Genomic DNA, 23322 nt, shown 5'->3' on the forward strand with positions numbered 1-23322 from the left:
CCACCGGCAAGACCGAATCCGACGCGCTCACGAGGCGCAGCGCACACGTCAGGAGACCAGCTCACGCCCCTCGGCGTAGGCGACCAGCTCGTCGACCCCGGCGGGGGAGAGCGCGTAGCCGATCGCGAGCGCCGCTGCGCCCTGCAGCGCGGCGAGCGACCCCGCACGCGACTGGGCGATGACGAGGTGTTCGGTGGCGAGCGGCATCGACCGCGAGTAGACGACCTCGCGGACGCCGGCGAGCAGGTGCTCACCAGCCTGCGTGATCGAGCCGCCCAGGACGATCACCGACGGGTTCATGAGCGAGACGCACGTGACGAGCACCTCGCCGATGTCGCGGCCCGCCTGTCGGACGGCGTAGATGGCGTCGAGGTCGGAGCGGTTCACCAGGTCCAGCACGTCGGCGCCGGTGTGGGCGTCGTGCCCCTTCGCACGCAGGGCACGGGCGATCGCCGGACCGGACGCGACCGCCTCGAGGCACCCGGTGTTGCCGCAGTGGCAGGGGACGTCGCAGGCGCGGGACACCCGCACGTGGCCGATGTCACCGGCGGTGCCCTGGGCACCGCGTTGCAGCTCGCCGTCCGACACGATGCCGGACCCGATGCCGGTGGCGACCTTGACGAACAACAGGTGGTCGACGTCGGGCCAGCCGTGCTCCCGTTCGCCGAGGGCCGCGATGTTCACGTCGTTGTCGAGCAGGACGTGCGCCGCGATGTGCTGGCGGAGCCACGACGGCACGTCGAAGCCGTCCCACCCGGGCATGATCGGCGGGTTCGCCGGGCGTCCGGTCGAGAACTCCACCGGACCGGGCACGCCGATCCCGATGGCGATGACGTCCTGTCGGGCGCGGCCGACCTCGTCGAGCAGCTCGTCGATGGTGGCGACCAGCCACGACAGGGTCTCCACCGGGCCGGCGGCGATGTCGATGCGTGCTTCACGGGTGGCGAGCGGGGCGGCGACCAGGTCGGTGACGGCGACACGGCCGTGCGAGGCGCCGAGGTCGGCGGCGATCACGAGCCGGGCGCGGGGCTTCAGCGCCACCTGGGCCGGCGGCCGTCCTCCGGTGGAGACGGCGGTGTCGACGGGGCCGACGAGACCGACCTCGATGAGGGAGTCCAGGCGCACGCCGATGGTGGAGCGTGCGAGTCCTGTCAGTGCGGCGAGCTCGGCCCGGGTCCGCGGCACGCCGTCGCGGAGGATCTGGAAGAGCTCGCTCGTCCCGACCGGAGGCGACGCTGCCGTCCGAGTCAAGTCGACCATGGGGGGAGTGAAGCACACATCGAACGCGCCACGCAACGAAGTTCGTCGACCTTCCACGAACTTCTGCTTGACCGCCGACAGAAGTGGTCATAGTGTGACGCTCGGTCAGTGACGACCGCACCATCTCGACGAGGAGAACCCCTGGTGACCCAACCGATCTCGGTTCAGCTCTACACCGTCCGCGACGCCCTCTTGGCCGACCTGCCCGGCACGCTCCAGCGCATCGCCGACATCGGCTACACGAACGTCGAGGCCTTCGGCTTCGTCGACAACGCCGACGAACTCGCCGCCGCGCTCCGCGACGCCGGCCTCGCCGCCCCGAGCGGACACGCACGACTGCTGGACGCCGGCGAGCAGGACCTCGAGCGGATCTTCCACGCGAGCGTCACCGTCGGACTCGGCACCCTGATCGACCCGCACATCGACGAGGCCCGCTGGACCACCCGCGAGGACGTCGAGGCCATCGCCCGCGAACTGAGCGCCCTCGCCCCCCGCGCGGCCGACCACGGCCTGGTGCTCGGCTACCACAACCACGCGTTCGAGTTCTCGAACCGCATCGACGGCGTCAGCGCCTACGAGGTCTTCGCCGACGCGCTGTCCGACGACGTCGTGCTCGAGCTCGACACCTACTGGGTCAAGGTCGGCGGTGACGACCCGGTGGCGATCATCGGCAAGTACGGCGACAAGATCGAGTTCCTGCACGTCAAGGACGGCGACGGCTCGCACGACGACGACAAGCAGGTCGCCGTCGGCAACGGCATCATGCCGATCCGCGAGATCCTCGCCGCCGCACCCGACGCACTCCACGTCGTCGAGCTCGACGGCCACGAGGGCGACGTCTTCCAGGCGGTCGCCGACTCCTACACGTTCCTCGAGGGGGCCCGCGCATGACCGACACCACGGCGTCCACCGCCCTCGACAACAGCACCCGGACCGGCCGCGTCGGCGTCGGCGTCATCGGTGCCGGGGTCATCTCCGACCAGTACCTGTCGAACCTCACCGTCTTCCCCGACGTCGAGGTCCGCTTCATCGCCGACATCGACCTGCCGCGCGCAGCCGCCCAGGCCGAGAAGTGGGGCGTCGCCGGGTCGGGCACGGTCGAGGAGCTCCTGGCCGACGACGACATCGAGATCGTCGTCAACCTCACGATCCCGGCCGCCCACGTCGAGGTCGCCCTGCAGGTCCTCGCCGCCGGCAAGCACGTGTGGGGCGAGAAGCCCTACGCCCTCGACCGCGAGAGCGCGACCGAACTCCGTGACGCCGCACGCGCCGCGGGCAAGACCGTCAGCGTCGCACCCGACACCTTCCTCGGTGCCGGCCTGCAGACCGCGCTCCGCACCATCCGCGACGGCCGCATCGGCAAGCCGCTCAACGGCCTGACGCTCTTCCAGAGCCCCGGCCCGGAGTCCTGGCACCCGAGCCCCGAGTTCCTCTTCGCGTACGGTGCGGGCCCGCTGTTCGACATCGGCCCGTACTACATCACCACCCTGGTGCAGACGTTCGGTCCGGTGAAGAAGGTCACGGCGACGGCGTCGAAGTCCCGCGCCACGCGCACGATCGGCTCCGGCCCGAAGGCGGGCACCGAGTTCCCCGTCGACGTCCCGACGAACCACTCCGCGCTGATCGAGTTCGAGGACGGCGGGAGCGCGCAGAGCGTCTTCTCGTTCGAGTCGGACCGCGGTCGCACGGGCGTCGTCGAGATCGCGGGCGAGACCGGCACCGTCGTGTTCCCGGACCCGAACAACTTCGACGGCGACACCGAGCTGTACGCGCTCGGTGCCGAGGAGCCCGAGACGATCCCCGCGGTCGGCTCCACCTACTCGCGCGGCACCGGCGTGGTCGACCTCGCCCGCTCGCTCCGCGCAGGCGACGAGAACCGGGTCCCCGGTGCCCTCGCCTTCCACGTCCTCGACGTGATGGTCTCCATCGCCGAGGCGGCAGAACGTGGCGAGGCGGTGCTCGTCGAGAGCACCGTGTCGCCCTCCCAGACCCTCCCAGAGGGTTGGGACCCCGCGGAGCAGACCCTGGCCTGACCGGCCCGGATCCGCCCCGCACACCACAGCAGCACCCGAAGATCCATCCCGCACCACCCCTGCACCGTCCCTGCACCATCTCAACGACGAGAAAGTAGAGAGTCATGCGCACTGCCATCCGCGCACTGGCCATCACCGCGGCCGCCGCACTCACCGTGACCGGCCTCGCAGCCTGCTCCTCCGGATCGTCCGGTTCCTCCGGCGACTCCAAGACGCTCACCTACTGGGCGTCCAACCAGGGCACGTCGCTCCAGAACGACAAGGAGGTGCTGACCCCCGTCCTCAAGAAGTTCACGAAGGAGACCGGGATCAAGGTCGACCTCCAGGTCATCGGCTGGAACGACCTGCAGACGAAGATCCAGACCGCCGTCACCTCGGGCCAGGGCCCGGACGTCGTCAACATCGGCAACACCTGGGCCACCTCGCTCCAGGCGACCGGTGCGTTCCAGGAGTACGGCGACTCCGAGATGAAGGCGATCGGCGGTGCCGACAAGTTCGGCAAGGTCGCGCTCTCCACCGGTGGCGCCCCGGGCAAGACCGTCACGAGCGTCCCGCTCTACGGCCTCGCGTACGGCCTGTACTACAACAAGTCCATGTTCAAGGACGCCGGCCTCGAGGCACCGACCACGTGGGAAGACCTCACGGCGGACGCCAAGAAGCTCACGACCGGCGGCAAGTACGGCTTCACCATCGCCGGTGGTTCGTACACCGAGAACTCGCACTTCGCGTTCATCACCTCGGCGCAGAACGGTGGCGAGTGGTTCGACAAGGACGGCAAGCCGACCTTCACCGACAAGGCGAACGTCGACGGCATCAAGCGCTACCTCGACCTCATGCAGTCCGACAAGGTCGTCAACACCTCGAACGCGCAGTACGACAACGGCACGCAGGCCGTCTCGGACTTCGCGAACGGCAAGGCCGCGATGATGCTGACGCAGAACAACGCGAACGCGACGATCACCTCGCAGGGCATGAAGACGGACGAGTTCGGCGTCGTGCCGTTCCCGACCACCGCTGACGGCGCGGACATCGCGTCGTTCCCGGCCGGCATCAACCTGTCGATCTTCAAGAACACGAAGAACAAGGACGGCGCGCTCAAGTTCGTCAAGTACATGACGAGCGCGGACACGCAGACCACGCTCGACAAGCCGTACTCGGCCCTCCCGGTGCTCGCCGCCGCGGCCGACTCGGTCACCGACGAGCAGACGAAGACGTTCCTCGACATCTACAACAACAAGGCCAAGCCCCTCCCGCTGGTCCCCGCCGAGGACCAGTTCGAGTCCACCGTCGGCAAGGCGATGAACGACATGTTCGCCAAGATCGCCACCGGCGGCTCCGTGTCCGACAGCGACATCAAGACCGCGCTGCAGACCGCCCAGGACCAGGTGTCCCAGGCGAACGGCTGATCCAGCCAGGAGGCCCGGGGCGCTTCCGCAAGGACGCCCCCGGGCCTCCACCCCTCGCGTCCACAGCCGGACGCGCCGGGGCAGGTCGTCACCGGCCCCACAGCCCCAGAGCCGGCAATCCGCCGGCAGTGAGCGTCCCGTCTCACGCACGCCGTGCCTCCCGTCCGCTGCCACGGACCGGAGTGCGAAGCACCCGAACCCCCTCCTGCCGAAAGGCCCCCGCCCATGTCCACGACGGTCCTGCCCGATGCGGAGCGCATCGACCTGACGCACACGAAGGGCTCGACGCTGTCGGGCCGTCCGCCAGGTCGCAAGCGCAAGACCAACTGGCTGCCCTACGCGCTCGTCGCGCCGGCCATCCTGTTCGAGCTGCTCATCCACATCGTCCCGATGCTCACCGGCATCTGGATCTCGTTCATCCAGCTCACCAAGTACTTCATCGCCAACTGGGGCGCTGCACCCTTCGCGGGACTGCACAACTACTCGGTCGTCGTCGACTTCGACCAGGCGATCGGCAAGGGCGTCCTGCACTCCTTCCTGATCACCTGCGGCTTCACGGTGCTCGTCGTCGGCCTCTCCTGGACCTTCGGCATGGCCGCCGCGGTCGCACTGCAGAAGCCGTTCAGGGGCCGCGGGCTGTTCCGCACCCTGTTCCTGGTGCCGTACGCGCTGCCGATGTACGCCGGCATCATCACCTGGAAGTTCATGTTCCAGCGTGACTCCGGTGCGGTGAACCACGTCCTGGTCGACCAGTTGCACCTGTTCAACGGCACCGGCCCGTTCTGGCTGATCGGCTCGAACGCCTTCGTCTCCGTCGTCGTCGTGGCGATCTGGAAGACCTGGCCCTTCGCCTTCCTGATGCTGATGGCCGGCCTGCAGTCCGTGCCGAACGACGTGTACGAGGCCGCCTCGGTCGACGGTGCGAAGCCGTTCCGGCAGTGGCGCTCGATCACGCTGCCGATGGTCCGCCCGGTCAACGTGACGCTCGTGCTCGTGATGTTCCTCTGGACCTTCAACGACTTCAACACGCCGTTCGTGCTGTTCGGCTCGACCGCGCAGCCCCCGGCCGCGGACCTGCTGAGCTTCCACATCTACAACGCGTCCTTCATCACCTGGAACTTCGGCTCCGGTGCCGCGATGAGCGTCCTGCTCCTCATCTTCCTGCTCATCGTCACCGGCATCTACCTCGCCGTGACCAACCGGAGGTCCGTCCGTGCGTGAGACATTCGGCGCCAAGTCCTTCAAGGTCGTGACCCTGGTCATCCTGACCCTGTTCACGGTCGTGCCCCTCTACGTGATGATCACCACGGCCATCAAGCCGCTCGGTGACGTGCAGAACGACTTCACGTGGATCCCGACCAACATCACCATCCAGCCGTTCATCGACATGTGGTCGACGGTGCCGCTCGGCAAGTACTTCGTGAACTCGCTCGTGGTCTGCACGGTCGCCACGGTGTTCTCGCTGATCATCGCGACGTTCGCCGCCTACGGTGTCTCGCGCTGGAACTTCAAGGGCAAGAGCACCTTCACCACCGCGGTGCTCTCCACCCAGATGTTCCCCGGCGTGCTGTTCCTGCTCCCGCTGTTCCTCATCTTCACGAACCTCGGGAACTCGCTCGGCATCCAGCTCGTCGGCAGCTGGACCGGCCTGATCATCACGTACCTGACGTTCACGCTCCCGTTCTCGATCTGGATGCTCGCCGGCTACTTCGAGACCATCCCGCGGGAGCTCGACGAGGCCGCGATGGTCGACGGTTCCGGCCCGATGGGTGCCCTGTTCCGGGTCATCCTGCCCTCGGCCCGCCCGGGTCTGGTCGCGGTCGGCATCTACTCGTTCATGACGGCCTGGGGCGAGGTGCTCTTCGCCTCGGTCATGACCAACGGCGACGGGCAGACCCTGGCGGTCGGTCTGCAGCAGTACTCCACGCAGACGAACGTGTACTGGAACCAGATCATGGCCGCGTCCCTGGTCGTGTCCATCCCCGTGGTGATCGCGTTCCTCATCGTGCAGCGCCAGTTCGTGGCCGGCTTGACCGCCGGTGCGGTGAAGTAGCCAGCTGACTTCAGCTCTAGCTCCAGCTCCGCGAAAGCGACAGATTCCCGGCGAACATCGCCGGGAATCTGTCGCTTTCGCGTACCGGTCCGTGCCGCCCGGGCAGGATGGGGCGCATGAGTGGAGCGCGTGGGCGGCAGCTGCTGCCAGGACAGACCAGCCGGGTGCACGTGTACGACCTCGAGTCGCGGACATCGCGGCTGGTGTTCGAGTCGAGGACGGTGCTCGTCGAGGCGCCGAACGTGCTCGACGACGGCACGATCCTGCTGAACGGGAACGGTGACCTGTGGCTGCTGCCGCTCGCCGACGGCGCACAGGTCCTCGACGAGACCGCGCTCGTCCCGGTGCCGATGCCGGGCGTCCCCGAGATCAACAACGACCACGTGCTCGACCCCTCGGGCAAGTCGGTCGTGGTGAGCGGCCGCGACGGGGACCTGTACCGGGTGCCCGTGCCGGCCGGGGGAGCGGCCGCGACCCTCACCGACGTCACCACCGCGCTGCCGGTCGTCCGGAAGTTCTACCTGCACGGCATCGCCCCGGACGGGGAGACCCTCGCGGCGATCGTCGGGGAGCGCACCGAGGCGGGCGTCTGGACCACCGACGTCGCACTCGTCGACCCCGCCACCGGCGAACCGACGTTCCTGACCCGCGACGAGCACCCCGACGACGGCGTCTCGTTCGCGGGCGAGATGCTCGTGTGGAACTCGGAGCGGTTCACGCCGGGCACCGCGCAGCTCGTCGCGCTCTGGCCGGGGGCGACCGACCCGGTCCGGATCACGAACGACGACCGGGTGAACTGGTTCCCGCACGTCTCGCCGGACGGGGAGCACCTGCTCTACCTGTCCTACGAGCCGGGGGTGCAGGGCCACCCGGCCGACCACCGCGTGGAACTGCGGCGGCTGCCCGGGGTGCTCGTCCGCGGCGCCCGGATCATGCCGGTGCCGGAGACCCTCGTCGTGCTCGACGGCGGCCAGGGCACGGTCAACGTCCCGCCGTGGTCCCCGGACTCCCGCTGGTTCGCCTACTGCGACTACCCCGTGGGTCGAGACTCGGTCTGAGCGACAGTCCTCGGGCTCGTGGCCACGAGGACTGTCGCCCACCGCGAGACTCGGGTCACCTCAGACCTCGCGCACCTGCCCCTGCTTGAGGTGCAGGCGACGCTCGGCCCGCTTCGCCACCCACGAGTCGTGCGTGACGATGACGACCGTCAGCCCGCGTTCCTTCCACTGCTTCTCGATGAGCCCCATGATCTCGTCGCGGGTGCCCTCGTCGAGCGCGCCGGTCGGCTCGTCCGCCAGCAGGACGCTCGGGTTCTTCACCAGGGCACGGGCGATCGCCACGCGCTGCTGCTGCCCGCCGGAGAGCTCGGCAGGCAGGTGCTCCATCCGCTCGCCGAGCCCGACCTCGCGGAGCGCCGCCGTGGCCCGCTCGCGGATCTCCGAACGTGCCCGGTTCGCGAGCGACCCCGCGAACGCCGTCTCGACGTTCTCGAGCGCCGTCAGCGTCGGGATGAGGTTGAAGCTCTGGAACACGAAGCCGATCTCCGTCGCCCGCAGGTCGGTCAGCGCACGGTCGCCGAGCTTCGCCACGTCGCGGTCGCCACCGAGGTGGATCGAGCCGGCCGTCGGCCGGTCGAGCGCCCCGAGCATCTGCAGCAGCGTCGACTTGCCACCGCCGGTCGGCCCCTGGATCGCCACGAGCTGTCCCTGCGGGATCGTCAGGTCCACGTTCGTCAGGGCGGTGACGGTGCGGTTCTTCTGCTTGTACGTCTTGCTGACGTTGGTCAGCCGGTACATCGGACTGGAGGCGCGGCTCGCCTCCGCCTGGCCGGGTGCGGTGTCGGTGTCGGTGCTGGTCACGGTCACTCCTTCTGGTCGCGTGCTCGGGGTCGGTGCGGGTCCGGTGGTCGGCACCGCGCCGGTGGCGGGGCCGGGCATCAGGCCACGCTCCGCAGGGCCTCGGCCGGACGGAGCTTGCTCGCGCGCCAGCCGCCGAGTGCGCCGGCGATGAGGCCACCGAGGATCGCGAGGCCGATCGCCAGCAGGATCACCTCGACGGTCACCGGGGCGTGCAGGACCACGTCGGTCGTCGACGCGGTGCTCGCACCGCCGCCGAAGCCGCCAGCCGGGGCACCGCCTGTCGTACCGCTGCCCGCGGCCGCGGTCGCCGCGCCACCGGGCATGCCACCGCCGCCACCTGCGCCGCCGTCACCGGTCGTGCTCGAGGCGCTCGCCGAGATGGTAGGGCTGATGATGTTCACCACGAGGATGCCGATCAGACCGGCTGCTGCGCCGAGGACACCGCCGATGAGGCCCTGCACGAGGGACTCGCCGGCGACCTGCCGGGTGATGCGGCCGTTCGACCAGCCGATGGCCTTGAGGGTGCCGAACTCGCGGGTGCGCCTCGTGACGCCGGAGATCGTGAAGAGGATCGCGATGAGGAACGCCGCCGCCAGCACCACGATCGACAGCCAGGTGCCGAGGTTCGAGACGAGGCTCGACGCGGTGCTCAGCGAACCGGAGACGCTCGACGCCAGGTCGGACTCGGTGGAGACCGTGGCGGTGGTGAGCTTCTGCTGCAGGGCGGTCTTGATCGCGCTGACGTCCGACGAGGACTCGGCGGACACGTAGATCGAGGTGACCTTGCCGTCGAGGTCCGCCAGTGCCTGCGCGGTGTCGAGGGGGATGTAGGTGTTCGAGCCGGTCGTCGACGACGAGCCGGTCGAGGTGACGATGCCGATGACCTCGAAGTCGGTGCCGCCGATGTCGACCGTGTCGCCGACCGCCTTCGACTCGCTCTTCGCGTAGGACGCGTCCAGCACGACGACGTCCTTGCCGGCGTCCTTCGCGGTGAACGTGCGGCCCTTGGTGAGCTCGGTGCTGGTCAGGGGGCCGACGGCGTCGCCGGAGACCGGGATGCCCGTCACGGTGAACGAGTCGACGTTGAACGAGCCGCCGCCGAAGCCGCCGCCGCCCTGGCCGGAGTCGCCGCTCGGCGGGCCCTGCTGGGTGGAGCTGTCCGTGCTGCTGCTGTCCGTGCTGCTGCTGTCGGAGCTGCTGCTGTCCGTGCTGCTGCCGTCGGTCGACTGCTGGACCTGCCCCGAGAACGTGCTGTTCTCGAGGGTCAGGACACCGGTCGCCGCCTTGACGCCGTCGGTGCCCGTCACGGTCGTGAGGTTCGCGGCGCTGAGCGTGCTCGTGCCACGGGCGACGGCGAGCCGTGACTGCGACAGGTCGGTCGAACCGCTGCTGTCGCTGTCGTCACCGCTCTGGCTGCCGAAGTCGAAGCTCGGCCGACCGGAGCCCGAAGCGCTCGGGGTCGTCGTCTTCGTGACGGTGATGTCGGTGCCGACGCCGTACACGGACTGCAGGACGCTGGACTGGGCCGCCTTCACGCCGCCCGCGATCGAGGACACGATGACCACGAGGGCGATGGCCAACGCCATGCCGATCGCGATGATGACGGTCTGCTTCTTGCGGTTCGTGAGTTCGCGCCTGAGGTACGTCAGGAACATGGTTCTCCTCGGTGGTGGCCGGCTGGGGTCACCGGCCGCGCAGAGCGCACGGCGGGGCCGACGGAGGAGAACGTAGGCAGCCGGTCAGTGGCCGCCCCATCGGCAGCCTATGAGCTGTCTAAGGGGCCCTCAGCTCGCGTCGCCGTACTCCCGGCGCAGGTGCTCCGCGTAGCCGCCGGGCGTCCGGCCGGCGAACCGACCGCTCGTCACCACCGGCAGGTCGACCGTCGCGTCGACGCGGAACCCCATAGCGTGCGCCCGCTCGACGAGCCGGACGTCCTCGTGCTCGGGGACGGGGTCGAACCCGCCGAGCGCCAGGTACGCCGATGCCAGCACGCCGAGGTTCGCGCCGTGCACGTGCCCGAGCGCGGCGCCGGGCGGGTGCGCCTGCGTCCACCGGGCGAGCACGACCGGGTCCAGGTCGTCCGGGTCGGGGACGACGGCGCCGACGAGCACGTGCGCCCCGGAGCGGAGGGCGTCGGCCTGTTGGACCAGCCAGCCCTCCGGCACCCGCGAGTCCGCGTCGGTGTGGGCGAGCCAGCGGGACGCCGGGTCGGCAGGATGCTGCCGGAGCGCGTGCGTGGCCCCGATGGTGCGCGCCCGACCGACGCCGACGTGGGCGGTCGCGACGACGTCGACGGGGAAGCGCTCGACGACGGTCGCCGTGTCGTCGGTGCAGCCGTCGAGCACGACCGTCACCGAGACCGCCACGTCGGGGTGCTCCTCGGCGAGTCGGGCGCGGGCGGCGAGCAGGGCGTCGAGGCAGGCGGCGATGCGGTCTTCCTCGTCGTGGGCGGGCAGCACGACGTCGATCCGCGTGACGCCGGAGGGCGCGGTCACCGGACGAGTCCCTCGGCCCGTGCGACCGACACGACGCCGGGGCCGGGCAGGACGCTCAGCACGAAGTCCGGTTCGACGTGGCGGACGAGCGCCGGTCGTGGCCACCGTTCCGCGAGCCGGGCGTCCACCGCGTCACCGCTCGACACCGCCTCGTCGTCGGGGTGGCGCCAGTGGCAGGCGACCAGCACGCCGTCGTCGTCGAGCGACGCCAGCACCCGGTCGATCGTCTCGTCGAGGTCATCGGGGGACAGGTAGTAGCCCACCTCGGACATCACGACGAGGTCCCACCGACCCGCCGGCCACTCGGCGGGCAACGAGGCCTGCACGAACCGGGCCCCCGGCGCACGGACGGCAGCCCGGGCCAACGGTGCGGCCGAGATGTCGGTGCCGAGCACGGCGTCGGCCCGTTCGGCGAGCGCTGCGGTGAGGACGCCCGTGGCGCAGCCGAGCTCGAGCGCGGACCGGTACCGCTCGCGGGGGAGCGCGGCGAGCGTCACCGCCCGCTTGCGGCGTTCGTACCAGGAGCGCTCGAAGTCCCAGCCCTCCGGCTTCCGCTCGTAGTGCGCGTCGAACGACTCCCGCGAGCGCGACGCCGTCGGCTCCGGCACGAAGAACCACTCGGTCGACCGCAGGTGGTGCGCGGCGTGCCGGTCGTCGATGATCGCCTCGTCCCCGGCGGCACCGGACAGCGGGCGGACCTGCGAGGCGTAGGCGTCGAGGGCGGCGCGTTTCCGCTCACGGACGGCGTCGGCCAACGGCAGGACCCGGGCTCGGTCCCACGGCTGTGCGGACGCGGACGGGTCGTCCCAGTGCCACGCCCAGATCGGGTACGTCAGCAGCGACACCCCGGCGGCCTCGGCGGTGACCGCTTCGGCGACCTCGCCCGCGATGCGGTGGTCCCGGTGACCGTCCCCGCGCCACGGCGCCACCACGAGCGTCGGTCGCACGGCGTCGTCGAGCGCTCGCCGCAGGGCGTCGGTGACCTCGTCCCGGTGCTCCCGCGTCCCGCCGTCGGAGATCCCGACCGACGACGCCGTCGCCCCGGGGTGCAGCGTGGCGAGGGCCCGGGTGAACTCGTCGTCGCGCACGGTGGCCAGCTCCGACGCCGTCGTGGTGGGGGAGTCCGGGTGCGAGCGCTCGCCGCGGGTGAGGAGCACGACGTGGGTGGGGAGTCCCGCGTCGGCTGCGGTCGCGATGAGCCCGCCGGCACCGAGGGTCTCGTCGTCGGGGTGCGGCGCGAGGACGACCACGGAGCCGATGCCGTCCAGGTCGACGGGTGCGGCCGACCGTGTGTCGAGGAACGGCGTCCACACCGCGGGATCGGTGCCCGGCTCGCGGTGGTCGAAACTCACCACGCGACACCGCCGCGCTCCGTCACGATGCGGCCGATCCGGGCGAGGTCACGGGCCCCGTGGTCCTGCAGCACGTAGAGCTCGAGGTCGGCGACCCGCGCCGCGACCGCGGGGTCCGAGGTCAGGGGAGCCGGGCCGACGGTGGCGACGACCCGCTCGCGCACGGCGTCCACCGCTCGGCGCACCCGGGAGCGCACCGTCTGGGCGAGCAGCGGCCAGTCGGCGTCCGGAGCATCGGCGGCCTCGGACCGGTCGATCCGGGCGGCGGCGTCGGCGAGGACGTCCTCGGCGTCCGCGAGGTCGAGCACGGTCGCACCGAGCGCGGCCTGCAGCAGTTCGGACTCCGGGTGGGCCGCGGCCAGCGCGCGCAGGACCCTGCCGAGGCCCACCGCACCGCCCCACCAGCATGCGGCGACGCCGATGCCGCCCCACGCGAAGCCCGGTCGCTGCAGGTACCAGCCGGGTGCGCCGACGAGCCGTGCCGTGGCACCGTCGAAGTCCACCGGGCCGCTCGGCACGTCGGGCATGCCCCGGGCGACCCAGGCATCGTCGTGCGCGGTGACGCCGTCCTGGCGCAGGTCCACGGCGACGAGGACACGGTCGTCGCCGGCGTGCGCGGTCACCAGCGCGTGCGACAGCGTCGACGCGAGGGAGCACCACGGCTTCGTGCCGGTCAGGAGCGCCGTGCCGTCGTCCTGGAGCGCGGCCTCGAGTTGGAGTCCCGGGCCCTCGGCGGCGAAGACGCCCCAGGTCGAATCAGCGGGGACCGGCACGTCGGCCTGCTGCAGGATGCCGAGCGCGTCGAGGTGGGGTTCGACGGTGCGCGCGGTCGCGACGTCACCCGCGGCGACGGCGGCGAGCGTGGCGAGGAACCCGCCGGCGGTCCCCGCGGACAGGAGCGGGGTGGTGGTGGCGAGCGTGCGCGCGGCCGTCAGACGGTCTGCCGGGCTCGAGCCGGGCCTCCCGGCCGTCTCCTCGATCCCCGCGGTGTCGACGTGCCTGGCGGACGGTGGCCAAGCGGAGGATCGCAGCATCCCCCCAACCTACGAAGGAGCGGCCGAGTGCACTCGGAGCGATCCACAGAGCGCGGAGGGGCGGTCCACAGACAGCTCATAGGAATTCCTCGATACTCGAAGACGTGACCATCTCCCAGCCTGCAGCAGCCCCGCGCCTCACGCGTGCCGACGGAACCCCGTTGCGCATCCTGGTCGTCGACGACGAAGCCAGCCTCACCGACCTGTTGTCCATGGCGCTCCGCTACGAGGGCTGGGACGTCAAGAGCGCGAACGGCGGGCAGGACGCCCTGACGACGGCGCGGGAGTTCAAGCCCGACGCGATGGTGCTCGACGTGATGATGCCGGACCTCGACGGTCTGCAGGTGCTCAGCCGGCTGCGGCAGAACAACGACGACACCCCGGTGCTGTTCCTCACCGCGAAGGACTCGGTCGAGGACCGCGTGACCGGGCTCACCGCCGGCGGTGACGACTACGTCACCAAGCCGTTCTCCCTCGAAGAGGTCGTAGCCCGGTTGCGAGGCCTCATCCGCCGCTCGCAGATCTCGATCTCCGAGGCCGGCGACTCCCGCATCGTCGTCGGCGACCTCGTGCTCGACGAGGAGTCGTACGAGGTGCACCGTGCCGGCCGGCCGATCGAGCTGACCGCCACCGAGTTCGAGCTCCTCCGCTTCCTGATGCGCAACCCTCGTCGCGTGCTGTCGAAGGCGCAGATCCTGGACCGCGTGTGGTCGTACGACTTCGGCGGCAAGTCCTCGGTCGTCGAGATCTACATCTCCTACCTGCGCAAGAAGATCGACGCCGGTGAGACCCCGATGATCCACACGGTGCGCGGCGTCGGGTACGTCATCAAGCCCACCTCGTGACCCTCCGGCGTCGGCTCGTCCTGAGCATCGTCGCGCTCGTCGTCGTCGTCAGCGCGGTGATCGGGGCGGTGAGCATCATCGCGCTCTCGTCCATCCAGACGGGTGCGATCGACAAGCAGATCACGAGCGCCACCCACCGTGCGCAGCGCTACCTCGAGCAGAACCAGAGCGGGCAGCCGAGCATCGACCTGTCCCGTCCGTCGGGGCAGGCCGCGGGGACCCTGACCGCCTACTTCGTGGACGGGCAGGTCGTCATCGCGAACGTCCTCGACGACTACGGGCGACCGAGCTCCATCACGCAGTCGAGTGCCGCGGCCCTCGGCCAGGTGCGCGTGGGCGGCGACCCGGAGACGGTCGACCTCGGCTCGGACATCGGGCGCTACCGGCTCACCGCCGTGACCGTCGGTCCCGCCGTCCTGGTCGTCGGACTGCCGATGGCCCCGGTCTACGCCAGCGTCTGGTCGCTGTTCTGGGTGGTCGTCATCGTCGTCGGCACCGCCCTGCTCGCCGCGTCGATCGTCGCCGCCGTCGTGGTCCGGCGTTCGCTGCGCCCGCTCGAGCGCGTCGCCGAGACCGCCTCGACCGTGGCCCGGATGCCCCTCGACCGCAGTGACGCCCTGGACGGCGTCCGCGTGCCCGACACCGACCCCCGTACCGAGGTGGGCCGCGTCGGCAGCGCCTTCAACCGGATGCTCGGACACATCGCAGGCGCCATGCAGGCGCGGGAACGGTCCGAACAGAAGGTCCGGCAGTTCGTCGCGGACGCCTCGCACGAGCTCCGCACGCCGCTCGCCTCGGTGCGCGGGTACGCCGAGCTCACCCGTCGGATGGGCGGTGACCTGCCGAAGGACGTCGTCTACGCCATGAGCCGTATCGAGTCCGAGTCGATCCGGATGACGTCGATGGTCGAGGACCTGCTGCTCCTCGCCCGCCTCGACGAGGGGCGCGAGATCCAGTTCGACGAGGTCGACCTGACCGGCCTCGTGCTCGACGCCGTCAACGACGCCCACGCCGCATCGCCCGAGCACGTCATCGAGATCGACGTGCCGTCGTCGCCCGTCGTGGTTGTGGGGGACGCCGCGCGCCTGCACCAGGTCATCGTGAACCTCGTCACGAACGCCAGGACCCACACCCCTGAGGGCACGCGCATCACCGTGGGCCTCGCGCCGTCGCCGTCGGGCCCCGGTGTCGACCTGACCGTGCGGGACACCGGGCAGGGCATCGACCCGGAGTTCCTGCCGAAGCTGTTCGAGCGGTTCGCCCGTGCCGACAGCTCCCGGTCGCGCACCGTGGGGTCGACCGGGCTCGGGCTCGCGATCGTGGACGCGGTCGTGCAGGCGCACGGCGGCAGCGTCGAGGTGGCGAGCGTGCCGGGCGACACCGTGTTCACGGTGCACCTGCCGGTGGACCCGTCGGCCGCGTCGGAGTCGGAGTCGGCCGCGTCGGCCGCGTCGGCCGCTGCTGCGGTGTCCGCGGACTGGTCGGGGACGCCCGCTGCGGTGGACGCGACCCACTGACGCTGGGGAGGTGCGGGGCGGGCCCGCACCGCGCCTCCCGTCCGCCGTTTGGTCTCGTCCACGGCATCTGCTACTGTTCTCGAAGCCAAAGACCGCCGGATGTCGTGCTGCGTGCAGCATGACCGAAGGTCCTCACTCGTGAGGCATCCCGCGCAGGTGTTCCGAACCACTCCCACCATCTGGTGAGAGCAGCTCCGAGCCTCTGCGCCGGAGCTTTTTTCGTTCGTGGACCTGGGGCTACCGGCAAGAAACCCCCAAGGAGAACCATGGCGAACAAGGAAGCTGCGGTCGCCGAGCTCACGGAGTCCTTCCGTAGCTCGAACGCCGTTCTGCTCACCGAGTACCGCGGTCTCACGGTCGCGCAGCTCAAGGAGCTCCGCAACTCGATCCGTGAGCACGCCACGTACGCCGTGGTGAAGAACACGCTGACCAAGATCGCGGCGAACAACGCCGGCATCTCCTCGTTCGACGAGGAACTCGCCGGTCCGTCCGCTCTCGCCTTCGTCCACGGTGACACCGTCGCCGTCGCGAAGTCGCTGCGTGCATTCGCCAAGGCGAACCCCGAGCTCGTAGTGAAGGGCGGTTACTTCGACGGTAACCCGCTCACCGCGACCGAGGTGGACAAGCTCGCCGACCTCGAGTCCCGTGAAGTTCTGCTCGGCAAGCTCGCCGGCGCCTTCAAGGCCTCGCTGTTCGGTGCTGCGTACCTGTTCCAGGCCCCCCTCTCGCAGGCCGTCCGCACCGTGGACGCCCTTCGCGAGAAGCAGGAGTCCGCGGCCTGATCAGGCTCGCGTTCCACAACCACACGTATTACTGAGTAGTAGGAGAAAATCATGGCGAAGCTTTCGCAGGACGAGCTCATCGAGGCCTTCAAGGAGCTCACGCTCATCGAGCTCTCGGACTTCGTGAAGAAGTTCGAAGAGGTCTTCGAGGTCACCGCTGCTGCCCCGGCCGCTGCTGCCGCTCCGGCCGCCGCTGCCCCGGCCGAGGCCGCTGAGGAGAAGACCGAGTTCGACGTCATCCTCAAGTCCGCTGGTGACAAGAAGATCCAGGTCATCAAGGAGGTCCGTGGCCTGACGTCGCTCGGCCTCGGTGAGGCCAAGGCGCTCGTCGAGACCGCCGACGCCAAGATCCTCGAGGGTGCGAACAAGGAGACCGCCGAGAAGGCGAAGGCGACCCTCGAGGCCGCTGGCGCCACGATCGAGCTCGCGTAGTCTCGACCGTTCGGTTCACGAAGGCCGCTGCCCCTCGGGGTGGCGGCCTTCGTCGTGCGCGACCTTTCGCGCTCAGCGACAGTTCGCGGGTCGCCGGTGGCGTGAGGTGTCGCACAGCGCGTGAGGTCGCACTGCTCAGAAAGAGATGCCGTGCGAGCGGAAGAGCGCGCGGAGGCGATCGGGCTCGACCAGGTGCCACCAGGTGACGCGGATGACGGCGCGGACGATGGGGAGCGCACGGAGCCGGTCTTCACGTCGTTTCTCAGCCCAGAGCACGTCCGCAGGATCGCGCCCCCGCAGCATGGACGGGTCGACGTACTTCTGTCGCCCGTCGAACTCGACGATCACGCCCAACGTCGGGAACCAGAAGTCGACGCGGTCGACGGTGCCGTCTCGGTGTCGGAACTCGGCCTGTGGCTCGCACGGCGGGAGTCCGAGCTGGACGAACCGGATCGCGGCGAACGACTCGCCGACCGACTCGTGTCGAGCGTCCAACGCAGCGAGCACGGTCTCCGCACGCACGGATCCGCGCGCTGGACGGATCGGGACAGACCGGCGGAGGTCGTCGCGAGCGATCGCTCCCTGCCGGACTGCCGCATCGACGGCGACCGCTGCGGTGTGGGGTGCACTCGAGGTGATGAGCGCGAGCGCGGTGTCGAGTGCGGCGGTGACCGGCACACCGTCGAAGGCGACCGAGTCGTTCAGGGGCGGCCCTGGCCAGGGGTGCCGGACGAGACCTGCTCGGTGCTGGATCGACGGGACCGCCGGGTCGATGACGTGGACGCGATCTGGAGCGGTCCCGACCAGCGGCCACCCGTGCATCAATGCGGCGGTGACGTGCGAGAACACCGACCCGACTCGGAGCCGTGGTGCGATCGCCCGTGCGCGAGCGAGGTGCTGGCCGACAGGGCTGAGGGCCTCCCATTCGTCCGCTGGGATGTACACGCCAGCGAGCAGGCGGACGAGTGTGCCCGACGCATGCTTGCGTTGCAGGAGTCTTGCGTTCGCCGGATCCAGTGCTGTCGCCCGGAGCAGGCGTGGCCGGTGGGTGCTCTCGTTCATGCCGTGATGATCGTCGAGGCGGTCCGTGCCGTGTCTGCCCGTCGGACACCTGTGGACCTGGAGCCCCGGCGCCGTCCCTGTGGAGGAATGAGCCAGCATCGAGTTCACGGGCTCAGCGACGTCTCACGGGCAGTGGGGCGCGTGAACTGTCGCTGGGCCCGCGAAGTCGCCGGAGGGAGGCGCGGGTCAGCGCAAGGTGCTGTGACGGCGGCCGTAGGCCAGGTAGAGCACGGCGCCGACGACCATCCAGATGCCGAAGGCGATCCACGTCGTGGCGCCGAGGAACACCGCCAGGAGCACGCAGCTCAGGGCGCCGAGGATCGGCACGACGGGGAACAGCGGGACGCGGTACGAGCGCTCGAGGTCGGGCTGCGAGCGACGGAGCACGATGACCGACACGTTGACGAGCGCGAACGCGACGAGGGTGCCGATGCTGGTGGCGTCGGCGAGCTCGCCCAGCGGGACCAGGGCGGCGACGATCGTGACCGCGATGCCGATGATCAACGTGTTCGCGATGGGGGTGCCGGTGCGCCGGGAGACCCGACCGAAGACCTTCGGGACCAGGCCGTCGCGGGCCATGGTGAGCAGGATCCGGGTCTGACCGTAGAGCACGGTCAGCACGACGCTCGCGATCGCGATCACCGCGCCGATCGAGAACACCAGCGCGACGAGGGGCTGTCCGGTGACGTCGACCACGATGCGGACGAGCGAGGCCTCGGACGACGAGAAGTCCGTCCACGAACGGGCACCGATCGCGGCGATGGCGACGAGGATGTACAGCGCCGTGATGAGCGCGATCGAACCGATGATCGCCCGGGGGAGGTCGCGGCGCGGGTTCTTCGCCTCTTCGCCGGCGGTGGAGGCGGCGTCGAAACCGATGTACGAGAAGAAGAGCCTAGACGCCGCGGCCGTCACCCCAGCGGCACCCATCGGCGCCAGCGGCTCGAAGTTCTGCGCCTGGAAGGCCGTGAAGGCGACGACCACGAAGAACACGAGCAGTGCGATCTTCACGACGACCATGACGGTGTTCACCCAGGCGCTCTCGCGGGCACCAGGGATCAGGACGACGGTGGCGAGCAGGACCAGGACGGCCGCCGGCAGGTTCACGACGCCGCCGTCGCCCGGAGGCGCGGACAGTGCCGTCGGCAGGTGCAACCCGAACACGCGCAGGGTCTCGTCCACGTACTCGCTCGCGCCGACCGCGACCGCGGCCACCGAGACGGCGTACTCGAGGACGAGGCACCATCCGCAGACCCACGCGATGCCCTCGCCCATCGTGGCGTAGGTGTACGAGTAGCTCGACCCCGAGGTCGGGACGGCTCCGGCCATCTCGGCGTAGGACAGTGCCGAGAGCAGGGCCGCGATCCCGGCGACGACGAAGGAGATCCACACGGCGGGACCCGCGAGCGGCACGGCCGTGCCGAGCACCACGAGGATGCCGGTCCCGAGGGTCGCGCCGACGCTGATCATCGTCAGGTGCCAGACACCGAGCGACCGGCGGAGCGGTTCGCCGTTGACGCCGACGGCCGCCTCGGACTGCAGTTGCTCGATCGGCTTGCGGCGGGCGAGCTGCTGGCGGAGGGACGTGGGACGGGACGGCGCGGACGTCATGGGACCTCGGTGGTGCGGGGGCGGGGACGGCACATGCTCGCACGCCCCCTGAACGGGGTCAAATACGGCCGTCGGACTGCACTGCGGAACGGCGGTCGTCGAGCGCGCGCCGATGTCCGACCGCGGGGATACGGTTGCTGCATGAGCATGGGCGGCGGGATGCGCGGGGGCGGCGGTGGCGGTGGTCCGCGCGGCGGCGGCCGGATCTCCAGCGGTGACTTCCGTGCGCAGAAGGCCGCCAACGCCGAAGCGCCGAAGATCCCGCACCTGGTGAAGCGGATCGCCGGGCTGTTCGTCCCGCACCGGCGGTCGATCGTCCTGACGGTCGTCCTCGTGCTGGTCGGTGCTGCGATCTCGGTGATCCCGCCGCTGTTGACGCAGCAGGCGTTCGACCGGGGCCTGTTCCCACCCTCCGGCAGCCCCGACGTCCCGGTGCTGGTCGAGCTCGTGTCGGCGATGGTGTTCCTCTGGATCGCGAGCGCCGGGGTGGGCGTCTGGCAGACCTACCTGACGGCGACGGTCGGCAACAAGGTCATGGGTGCCATGCGGATGCGCCTGTTCGGGCACCTGCAGCGCATGGAACTCGCGTTCTTCACCCGCACGAAGACCGGGGTCATCCAGTCCCGCCTGCAGAACGACGTCGGCGGCGTCGCGAGCGTGCTGAACAACACGATCTCGTCGGTGCTCGGCAACACCGTCACGGTCATCGCCGCCATCGTCGCCATGCTGCTGCTGAGCTGGCAGATGACCCTGGTCGCGGTCGTGCTGCTGCCGTTGCTCGTCATCGCGCAGCGTCGGGTCGGGCAGGTCCGTGCCCGCATCGCCGGGCAGACGCAGGAGTCGCTGTCCGACATGACGGCGATCACGCAAGAGGCACTGAGCGTCTCCGGCATCCTGCTGGCCAAGAGCTTCAACCAGCAGCGCAGTGAGACCCGCCGCTACGGGGACGAGAACCGCAACCAGATCCAGTTGCAGGTCCGCCAGCAGATGTCCGGGCAGTGGTTCTTCGCGATCGTGCAGATCTTCCTGTCGATCATCCCGGCGATCATCTACCTCGTCGCGGCCTGGCTGATCATCGGCGACGTCCCGATCACCGCCGGCACCATCGTCGCGTTCACGACGGTGCAGTCGCGCTTGCTGTTCCCGACGGTCGGCCTGCTCCGGGTGGTGCTCGACCTGCAGACCTCCGGAGCGCTGTTCGCTCGGATCTTCGAGTACTTCGACCTGAAGCCCGCGATCACCGACTCGCCCACGGCGAAGCCCGTCGACGACACCATGGTCGGTCACGTCGCGTTCGACGACGTGACGTTCACGTACCCGGACGGCGAGGCCGACAAGCCGACGCTCCGCGGGGTCTCGTTCGACCTCCGACCCGGGCAGTTCGCCGCCTTCGTCGGTCCATCGGGCGCGGGCAAGACCACCGTGTCGTACCTGGTGCCACGGTTGTACGAGGCGACCGAGGGTTCCGTGCGGTTCGCCGGACAGGACGTCCGCGACCTCGTGCACGAGGACCTCATGCGCCACGTGGGGATCGTCAGCCAGGAGACGTACCTGTTCCACGCGACGATCGGCGACAACCTGCGCTACGCCAAGCCGGACGCGACCGACGACGAGGTCGAACGGGCGGCACGCGCGGCGAACATCCACGACACGATCGCCTCGTTCCCGGACGGCTACGACACGGTCGTGGGGGAACGCGGGTACCGACTGTCCGGCGGCGAGAAGCAGCGGATCGCGATCGCGCGGGTGCTCCTGAAGGACCCTCCCGTGCTCGTGCTCGACGAGGCCACGAGCGCGCTCGACTCGATCTCGGAGCGCGTGGTGCAGACCGCGCTCGACACCGCCGCCGCGGGGCGCACCACCATCTCGATCGCGCACCGGCTGTCGACGATCCGGGACGCCGACGTCATCTTCGTGCTCGACCACGGGCGGATCGTCGAGCAGGGCACGCACGACGAACTCCTCGCGCTCGACGGCACCTACGCGCTCCTGCACCGGCAGCAGAACGCCCCGGCGGACGCCGTCGGCCGCTGACCCCGCCGATCACGGCCACCGACCTGCGGGCGGGCGCGCCGATCGGACACGCGCCCCCAGACCGGACGGGAGGCCCGTGGCGGCCCCGCCACGGGCCTCCCGTCCGACACGGGGCACGACCAGGGCGAGGCGCACGTCACGACCCAGCAGAACGCGGTGTCGGCGTCCTAGACTCGGCCCCGTGCGTTACGCGAACTCCGTGGTCGACCTCGTCGGCGACACCCCGCTCGTCAAGCTCAACCGCGTCACCGAGGGGGTGCGCGCGACCGTCCTGGTGAAGGTCGAGTACCTGAACCCCGGCGGATCGTCGAAGGACCGCATCGCCACGCGCATCATCGATGCTGCCGAGGCCTCCGGTGACCTGCGACCCGGCGGGACGATCGTCGAACCCACCTCGGGCAACACCGGGGTCGGGCTGGCGCTCGTCGCTCAGCAGCGCGGCTACCGGTGCGTGTTCGTGCTGCCGGACAAGGTCGGCGAGGACAAGCGCAACGTCCTGACGGCGTACGGCGCCGAGATCGTCGTCACACCGACGGCAGTGGCGCCCGAGCACCCGGAGTCGTACTACTCGGTGTCCGACCGGCTCGTCCGCGAGATCCCCGGCGCCTACAAGCCGAACCAGTACGCGAACCCGAACGGCCCCCGCAGCCACTACGAGACCACCGGTCCGGAGATCTGGCGCGACACCGAGCAGCAGATCACCCACTTCGTCGCGGGCGTCGGGACGGGTGGCACCATCTCGGGCACCGGGCGCTTCCTGAAGGAGGCGTCCGACGGCCGTGTCCGCATCGTGGGGGCCGACCCCGAGGGCTCGGTCTACTCCGGCGGCACCGGCCGGCCGTACCTGGTCGAGGGTGTGGGCGAGGACTTCTGGCCGACCGCGTACGACCCCGAGGTGCCGGACGAGATCATCGCGGTGTCGGACGCCGACTCGTTCGCGATGACCCGCCGCCTGGCGCGGGAAGAGGGCCTGCTCGTGGGCGGGTCCAGCGGGATGGCGGTCGTCGCCGCGATGCGGGCCGCCCGCGACCTGACCGAGGACGACGTCGTCGTGGTGCTGCTGCCCGACGGCGGTCGCGGCTACCTCGGCAAGATCTTCAACGACCGGTGGATGCGCTCGTACGGCTTCGCCGAGACCGACGAGGCGCGCACCGTCGGCTCGCTCATCGCCGGCAAGGACGGACGTCTGCCCGACCTGGTGCACGCGCACCCGGCGGACACCGTGCGCGAGGTCGTCGACATCATGACCAAGTACGGGGTGTCCCAGATGCCCGTGCTCAGCGCGGAACCGCCGGTCGTCATCGGCGAGGTCATCGGCGCCGTCGCCGAGAAGGACCTGCTCGAACAGGTCTTCACCGGTGCCGCGAAGATGACGGACGCCCTGACCGGTTTCGTGGGCGAGTCGCTCCCGTTGATCGGCGTGGGCGAGTCCGTGTCCGCAGCGCGTCGAGCCCTCGAGACGGTGGACGCCCTGCTCGTCGTCGAGGACGGCAAGCCGGTCACGGTCCTGACCCGCCACGACCTCCTGACCTACCTCTCCGAGTAAG

General features: G+C 70.2%; 20 protein-coding genes. 12 read left to right on the top strand and 8 right to left on the bottom strand.

Annotated elements, in window-relative coordinates:
- Positions 1 to 48: 48 nt before the first annotated feature.
- Positions 49 to 1260 (bottom strand): ROK family protein, encoded by a 1212-nt coding sequence (locus tag EDF51_RS11785; protein WP_208321843.1) that lies wholly within the window; start codon positions 1258 to 1260, stop codon positions 49 to 51.
- A gap of 144 nt (positions 1261 to 1404) precedes the next feature.
- Here EDF51_RS11785 and EDF51_RS11790 point away from each other — a divergent pair, with 144 nt between their 5' ends.
- From EDF51_RS11790 to EDF51_RS11815, 6 genes are all read left to right on the top strand, one after another.
- Positions 1405 to 2151: a sugar phosphate isomerase/epimerase gene (locus tag EDF51_RS11790; RefSeq protein ID WP_134194979.1), complete on the top strand. Its 747-nt coding sequence runs from the start codon at positions 1405 to 1407 to the stop codon at positions 2149 to 2151.
- Entirely contained in the window at positions 2148 to 3293 is a 1146-nt protein-coding gene (locus EDF51_RS11795; protein ID WP_134194981.1) for a Gfo/Idh/MocA family oxidoreductase, read from the top strand. The genes EDF51_RS11790 and EDF51_RS11795 overlap by 4 nt, the downstream gene beginning before the upstream one ends.
- A 104-nt stretch (positions 3294 to 3397) precedes the next feature.
- The gene (locus EDF51_RS11800) at positions 3398 to 4699 is read left to right on the top strand and encodes a sugar ABC transporter substrate-binding protein (protein ID WP_123938625.1); all 1302 of its coding nucleotides are present in this window, start codon (positions 3398 to 3400) and stop codon (positions 4697 to 4699) included.
- Between the two features lie 225 nt (positions 4700 to 4924).
- Complete coding sequence (locus tag EDF51_RS11805) at positions 4925 to 5920, top strand: sugar ABC transporter permease (RefSeq protein WP_111084254.1); 996 nt, start codon at positions 4925 to 4927, stop codon at positions 5918 to 5920.
- Positions 5913 to 6752, top strand: coding sequence for a carbohydrate ABC transporter permease (locus EDF51_RS11810; RefSeq protein ID WP_111084253.1), 840 nt, complete (start codon positions 5913 to 5915; stop codon positions 6750 to 6752). The genes EDF51_RS11805 and EDF51_RS11810 overlap by 8 nt, the downstream gene beginning before the upstream one ends.
- Before the next feature lie 116 nt (positions 6753 to 6868).
- The gene (locus EDF51_RS11815) at positions 6869 to 7810 is read left to right on the top strand and encodes a hypothetical protein (RefSeq protein WP_134194983.1); all 942 of its coding nucleotides are present in this window, start codon (positions 6869 to 6871) and stop codon (positions 7808 to 7810) included.
- Positions 7811 to 7870: 60 nt separating this feature from the next.
- Here the strand turns inward: EDF51_RS11815 and EDF51_RS11820 are convergent, their stop codons facing one another.
- The 5 genes from EDF51_RS11820 to EDF51_RS11840 form a co-directional block, all read right to left on the bottom strand.
- The gene (locus EDF51_RS11820; protein WP_111084468.1) at positions 7871 to 8548 is read right to left on the bottom strand and encodes an ABC transporter ATP-binding protein; all 678 of its coding nucleotides are present in this window, start codon (positions 8546 to 8548) and stop codon (positions 7871 to 7873) included.
- A gap of 140 nt (positions 8549 to 8688) precedes the next feature.
- Entirely contained in the window at positions 8689 to 10266 is a 1578-nt protein-coding gene (locus EDF51_RS11825) for an ABC transporter permease (RefSeq protein ID WP_133938470.1), read from the bottom strand.
- Between the two features lie 129 nt (positions 10267 to 10395).
- Positions 10396 to 11106 (bottom strand): glycosyltransferase, encoded by a 711-nt coding sequence (locus EDF51_RS11830; protein ID WP_165918794.1) that lies wholly within the window; start codon positions 11104 to 11106, stop codon positions 10396 to 10398.
- Entirely contained in the window at positions 11103 to 12458 is a 1356-nt protein-coding gene (locus tag EDF51_RS11835; RefSeq protein WP_166673254.1) for a bifunctional PIG-L family deacetylase/class I SAM-dependent methyltransferase, read from the bottom strand. The genes EDF51_RS11830 and EDF51_RS11835 overlap by 4 nt, the downstream gene beginning before the upstream one ends.
- Complete coding sequence (locus tag EDF51_RS11840; protein ID WP_133938464.1) at positions 12455 to 13492, bottom strand: acyl-CoA dehydrogenase family protein; 1038 nt, start codon at positions 13490 to 13492, stop codon at positions 12455 to 12457. The genes EDF51_RS11835 and EDF51_RS11840 overlap by 4 nt, the downstream gene beginning before the upstream one ends.
- A 110-nt stretch (positions 13493 to 13602) precedes the next feature.
- Between EDF51_RS11840 and EDF51_RS11845 the strand changes: the two genes are divergently transcribed.
- The 4 genes from EDF51_RS11845 to rplL all read left to right on the top strand — a co-directional run bounded on the left by EDF51_RS11845 (position 13603) and on the right by rplL (position 17068).
- The gene (locus EDF51_RS11845) at positions 13603 to 14337 is read left to right on the top strand and encodes a response regulator transcription factor (RefSeq protein ID WP_197068690.1); all 735 of its coding nucleotides are present in this window, start codon (positions 13603 to 13605) and stop codon (positions 14335 to 14337) included.
- A complete protein-coding gene (locus tag EDF51_RS11850; RefSeq protein WP_133938462.1) occupies positions 14334 to 15854 on the top strand; it encodes a HAMP domain-containing sensor histidine kinase in 1521 nt (506 codons plus the stop codon). The genes EDF51_RS11845 and EDF51_RS11850 overlap by 4 nt, the downstream gene beginning before the upstream one ends.
- 266 nt (positions 15855 to 16120) lie before the next feature.
- The gene (rplJ, locus tag EDF51_RS11855) at positions 16121 to 16636 is read left to right on the top strand and encodes a 50S ribosomal protein L10 (RefSeq protein WP_123292121.1); all 516 of its coding nucleotides are present in this window, start codon (positions 16121 to 16123) and stop codon (positions 16634 to 16636) included.
- 51 nt (positions 16637 to 16687) lie between these two features.
- A complete protein-coding gene (gene rplL / locus EDF51_RS11860; protein ID WP_123938632.1) occupies positions 16688 to 17068 on the top strand; it encodes a 50S ribosomal protein L7/L12 in 381 nt (126 codons plus the stop codon).
- A gap of 135 nt (positions 17069 to 17203) precedes the next feature.
- Here the strand turns inward: rplL and EDF51_RS11865 are convergent, their stop codons facing one another.
- A complete protein-coding gene (locus EDF51_RS11865) occupies positions 17204 to 18130 on the bottom strand; it encodes a hypothetical protein (RefSeq protein ID WP_131879269.1) in 927 nt (308 codons plus the stop codon).
- 186 nt (positions 18131 to 18316) lie between these two features.
- Complete coding sequence (locus EDF51_RS11870) at positions 18317 to 19741, bottom strand: amino acid permease (RefSeq protein ID WP_123338869.1); 1425 nt, start codon at positions 19739 to 19741, stop codon at positions 18317 to 18319.
- Between the two features lie 141 nt (positions 19742 to 19882).
- On the opposite strand from EDF51_RS11870, the gene EDF51_RS11875 reads away from it, so the two are divergent.
- Complete coding sequence (locus tag EDF51_RS11875; protein ID WP_243698063.1) at positions 19883 to 21775, top strand: ABC transporter ATP-binding protein; 1893 nt, start codon at positions 19883 to 19885, stop codon at positions 21773 to 21775.
- Between the two features lie 181 nt (positions 21776 to 21956).
- Positions 21957 to 23321, top strand: coding sequence for a cystathionine beta-synthase (locus tag EDF51_RS11880; RefSeq protein ID WP_131879267.1), 1365 nt, complete (start codon positions 21957 to 21959; stop codon positions 23319 to 23321).
- Position 23322 lies beyond the last annotated feature (1 nt).

The sequence above is a fragment of the Curtobacterium sp. PhB25 genome, assembly GCF_004365375.1.
Classification (GTDB): Bacteria; Actinomycetota; Actinomycetes; order Actinomycetales; family Microbacteriaceae; genus Curtobacterium.